The sequence below is a fragment of the Streptomyces albidochromogenes genome (assembly GCF_005981925.1).
Lineage (GTDB): Bacteria > Actinomycetota > Actinomycetes > Streptomycetales > Streptomycetaceae > Streptomyces > Streptomyces albidochromogenes.
The window spans coordinates 1-4,127 of sequence record NZ_VBVX01000444.1; the positions used below are offsets into that span (position 1 = coordinate 1).

At 73.2% G+C, this 4,127-nt stretch carries 3 protein-coding genes; 1 reads left to right on the forward strand and 2 read right to left on the reverse strand.

What is annotated here, in order from left to right; translation table 11 throughout:
- Positions 1 to 2 precede the first annotated feature (2 nt).
- Both E2E34_RS32055 and E2E34_RS32060 read right to left on the reverse strand, forming a co-directional pair.
- Positions 3 to 1,163 (reverse strand): hypothetical protein, encoded by a 1,161-nt coding sequence (locus E2E34_RS32055; protein WP_138905357.1) that lies wholly within the window; start codon positions 1,161 to 1,163, stop codon positions 3 to 5.
- A 226-nt stretch (positions 1,164 to 1,389) separates the two neighbouring features.
- Positions 1,390 to 2,451, reverse strand: a complete 1,062-nt coding sequence (locus E2E34_RS32060; protein ID WP_138905358.1) for an ADP-ribosylglycohydrolase family protein — start codon at positions 2,449 to 2,451, stop codon at positions 1,390 to 1,392.
- Between the two features lie 258 nt (positions 2,452 to 2,709).
- On the opposite strand from E2E34_RS32060, the gene E2E34_RS32065 reads away from it, so the two are divergent.
- Positions 2,710 to 3,843 (forward strand): glycerate kinase, encoded by a 1,134-nt coding sequence (locus E2E34_RS32065; RefSeq protein ID WP_244316326.1) that lies wholly within the window; start codon positions 2,710 to 2,712, stop codon positions 3,841 to 3,843.
- Positions 3,844 to 4,127: the final 284 nt, after the last annotated feature.

The window sequence follows — 4,127 nt, forward strand, 5'->3', positions numbered from 1 at the left end:
CCCTAGCCGGTCACGGCCCGGAACGGTGTCGGGGGCTGCCCCGTCCACCGGTGCAGCAGCGCCCGCGCGGTCTGCTTCGTGACGCCGTCCTCCACCACCGTCCCCGACTCCACCAGGTAGTACCGGCCGTCGCCGAGCGACACCAGGCCGTACTGACCGCCCGACTGCCACCCGTACGTGCCGGACGCCTCGTGGTGCAGGCCCTTGCGCAGCAGCGGCAGCAGCTCGCCCCGCTCCGGCCGGGGCTGCCCCGTCACCGGCCCGGTCTCCGGGCGCTTGGCACCGTCCACGACGAAGAGCGAGTAGTTGGGGAACTGCGGCTTCGCGCCCTTGTAGACCGCCATCAGCCAGTTGCCGGAGTGCGCGTCGTACTCCAGGTTCTGCACGCCGTAGCGGGTGTTGCCGGTCCGGACGAAGTACTTCCCGTCGACGTCCGAGGGGCCGCTGGTGTGCGGCGCGCTCTCCGGCAGCGGACGCTCGAACCCGCGCCACTTGCGCACGTCGTACTGGAGCAGGACCTGATGGTCGTTGTCCTGCCGGCTGACGTTGGAGTAGATGCCGTACGCGACCGTCAGCACCTGCTTGCCGCGCTTGGTACGGCCGCTGCGGTCGAACTCGGGCCCGAAGGCCACCCCGTCGATGCCGCTGCATCCGTACCGGTGGTCGGGGGTGTTGGCGGTGTCGCCGTCGAACTTCCCGTCGCCGTTCATGTCGGCCGTGTAGTCGTCCACGACCTCCTTGAGGTGGACGGTCGACACGACGTCGCTGGTCCGCGCGTCCATGCCCATGCGGTCGATCCGGTCCACATCGAGGATCGCGATGTAGAACGCCTTCGCCGCCTTGTACTCCAGCGACCCGTAGACCCGCCCGTCCTTGACGTTGTAGTCGAGATCGCCGAGGTGCCCGGTGAACCCGGACACGGAACCCACCGGATTGCCGCGCAAATCGGTCTTGACGAGGAGGTTGGTGAACGAGAAGTACATGAAGCCCTTGTGGCGGTCCACGGCCACGCCCTGCACGTGACCGGCCTTCCACGCGCCGCCCTTTATCTCGGTGGGCAGGCGCCCGGTCCTCGGTTCCTCCGCTCCCGCCGCGACGGTGCCCTGGGCCACCAGGGCCCCGGCAGCCAGGACGGTCAGGAATCCACGGGCGAATGTACGCATGGGCTCTCCAGGTCTCGTCGGGGAACGGAGCGGTACGGCAGGCGGGACGGGGGAACGGGGGAGCGGAGGACGGGAGAAGGGGAAGCGGAGCGGGACGGAGGAGAAGGGGTACGCCCGACACGTTGGGCCGCGCTGTGGTCCGCCCGGTGCACTCCGGTGCAACACCGGGTGAAGGCGCCGGGTCAACAGACCGTAGGGGCCGGGGCGGTTGACGGACAGGCGGGATTCAGCCGAGCACCAGGCGCGCAGTGCGGTGGGCCAGTTCGGTGATCCGTACGCCGTCGAACCCGAACACCGCGCTGCGCACCGTGTCCTCCAGCGGTTCGGTCCACTGCCGCCCGATTCCGGCCGCTCCGCACAGCACGCCGGCCACCGAGCCCGCCGTCGCGCCGTTGGAGTCGGTGTCCAGGCCGCCGCGCACGGTCAGCGCGACGGTCCGGGTGAAGTCGCCCTCGCCGTACAGCAGTCCGGCCGTGATGACGGCGGCGTTCGGAACGACGTGGATCCAGCCGAGCCGGCCGGTCTCCTCGTCCATCGCGGTGAGCGTGTCCTCCCAGGCCGCCCCGGCCGCGTGCAGGGCGAGCGTGTGGCGGACCGTACGGGCGAGCCGGCTGCTCGCGGGTACGCGCTCCAGGGCCGCCTCCAGAGCCGCCCGCGGCCCGGACGCGGTGAACGCTGCGGCGATGAGGGCGGCCGCCCACATCGCGCCGTACACACCGTTGCCGGTGTGCGAGAGCGCCGCGTCGCGGCGGGCCAGCGCGGCCGCCCGCTGCGGGTCGCCGGGGTTGGTCCAGCCGAAGATGTCGGCGCGGATGAGGGCGCCGATCCACTCCTGGTAGGGGTTCTCGAAGGTGGCGGTCACCGGTGGCCGCAGGCCGTTCGCGAGATTGCGGTACGTCGCCCGCTCGGCGGTGAAGGTCTGCAGGTACGGCAGGCGCAGCAGCCACAGTTCGCCGACCTCCTCGGTGGTGAAGGCGAAGCCGTGGGTCTCCAGCAGGTGCAGACCGAGGATCGCGTAGTCGACGTCGTCGTCCCGGCAGCTGCCGCTGATCCGGCCCCGTACGCAGTGACGCCATTCGGGACGCAGTTCGAAACCGTCCGTCGCGGGCGGGGGCTCGGGCAGGTAGTCGGTGAGGGGGAGGGCGCCGGTCAGCCGCAGGTAGCGGTCGATGCGGGCCCGCGTCCAGTAGTCGCCGCGCTCCACGGGCTTGCCGAGCATGTTGCCGGCGATTCGGCCCAGCCAGCCGCCGAGGATCCGGTCGGCCGTGTGCGTGCTGTGTGGCGTCATGCGTCGGGTCTACCCACTTCCCGTGGTCGAGTATGGGAGATTTAGGCGGTTTTCACTGATATGCGAGACGAAGGGCCATGGAGCTGTTCGATCAGGTCGGTGCGCATGACGACCCACTATGGGCGTCAAAAGATGACAAATCGGGTTGGCACGCCGTTCGGTGCGCCGTGCCACGCCGGACGCCCATGGGCAGGGGCCCCTTCCTGCGGATATGGTCGGGGCGGCGCGACTGCCTGTTCGAAAGCAAGGGATAGCAAGGTGACGGACGGAGCAGTAACTGAGACCGCCCGCGTGCTCGTCGCGGCGGACAAGTTCAAGGGCTCGCTCACGGCCGTGCAGGTCGCGGAGCGGGTGACGGCCGGGCTGCGGCGGGTCGTCCCCGACGTGAGCGTCGAGGCCCTGCCCGTCGCCGACGGCGGCGACGGCACGGTGGCGGCGGCGGTGGCGGCCGGGTTCGAGCGCCGGGAGGTACGGGTCACCGGACCGCTCGGCGAGCAGCTCACGGCGGCGTTCGCGCTGCGCGAGGGCACCGCGGTGGTCGAAATGGCGGAGGCCTCGGGCCTCCAGCACCTCCCCGAGGGCGTGTTCGCGCCGCTCACCGCGACGACGTACGGCTCCGGGGAGCTGCTGCGCGCCGCGCTCGACGCGGGCGCCCGCACGATCGTCTTCGGCGTGGGCGGCAGCGCCACCACCGACGGCGGCGCGGGCATGCTGGCCGCGCTCGGCGCGCGGTTCCTGGACGCGGCGGGCGAGCCGGTCGGCCCCGGCGGCGGTGCGCTGAGCGACCTGGCCACGGCCGACCTGTCGGGCCTGGACCCGCGGATCGCCGATGTGGACCTGGTCCTGGCCAGCGACGTCGACAACCCGCTGACCGGCCCGAAGGGCGCGGCGGCGGTGTACGGGCCGCAGAAGGGCGCGAGCGAGGAGGACGTGGCCGCGCTCGACGCGGCGCTGGCCCACTACGCGTCCGTACTCGGCCCCGAGCCGGCGGACTCGCCCGGCGCGGGCGCGGCCGGCGGCATCGGCTACGGCGCGCTGATCGCGCTCGGCGCGAGCTTCCGCCCGGGCATCGAGGTCATGCTCGACGTCCTGGGCTTCGCCGACGCGCTGTCCCGGGCGACGCTGGTCATCACCGGCGAGGGCTCGCTCGACGCGCAGACCCTGCACGGGAAGGCGCCGGCGGGTGTGGCGGCGGCGGCGCGGGCGAAGAACATCGAGGTCATCGCGGTCTGCGGCCGCCTGGCCCTGCCCCCGGAGGTCCTCGGCGGTGCCGGCATCCGCCGCGCGTACGCCCTGGCCGACCTGGAGCCGGACCCGGCCCGCTCGATGGCGGAGGCGGGCCCGCTGCTGGAACGCGTGGCGCAGAACATCGCCCGCGACTTCCTGACCTGACGGAGCCGGAGCGGGCGGCCCCGCGCCCCGGGCGACGGCGGGCCCTCCCGGGGCGTCCGCCGGGCCCCGTCAGCCTCGGCCTCGCCGCCCGGGGCGCGCGCAGGGCGGTAGCACCGGGGCGCCACCGGAGGCGCCGAGCACGACGGCCCAGGTCGCAACGGCCTGGGCCGTGTCACCAGCGCGCCGCGCCCAGGCCGGGCTGCTCTGGCTCAGCTCGGTTCGGGCCAGGGCCGAACGCCCCGCCGACCGCCCGCCGGCCCGAGGAGCATCCGCCGGCCCCGCGG

Bases quoted from the DNA above. Each gene is read 5' to 3' on its own strand.
- E2E34_RS32055 (WP_138905357.1), bottom strand. From the start codon at position 1,163: ATGCGTACATTCGCCCGTGGATTCCTGACCGTCCTGGCTGCCGGGGCC.
- E2E34_RS32060 (WP_138905358.1), bottom strand. From the start codon at position 2,451: ATGACGCCACACAGCACGCACACGGCCGACCGGATCCTCGGCGGCTGG.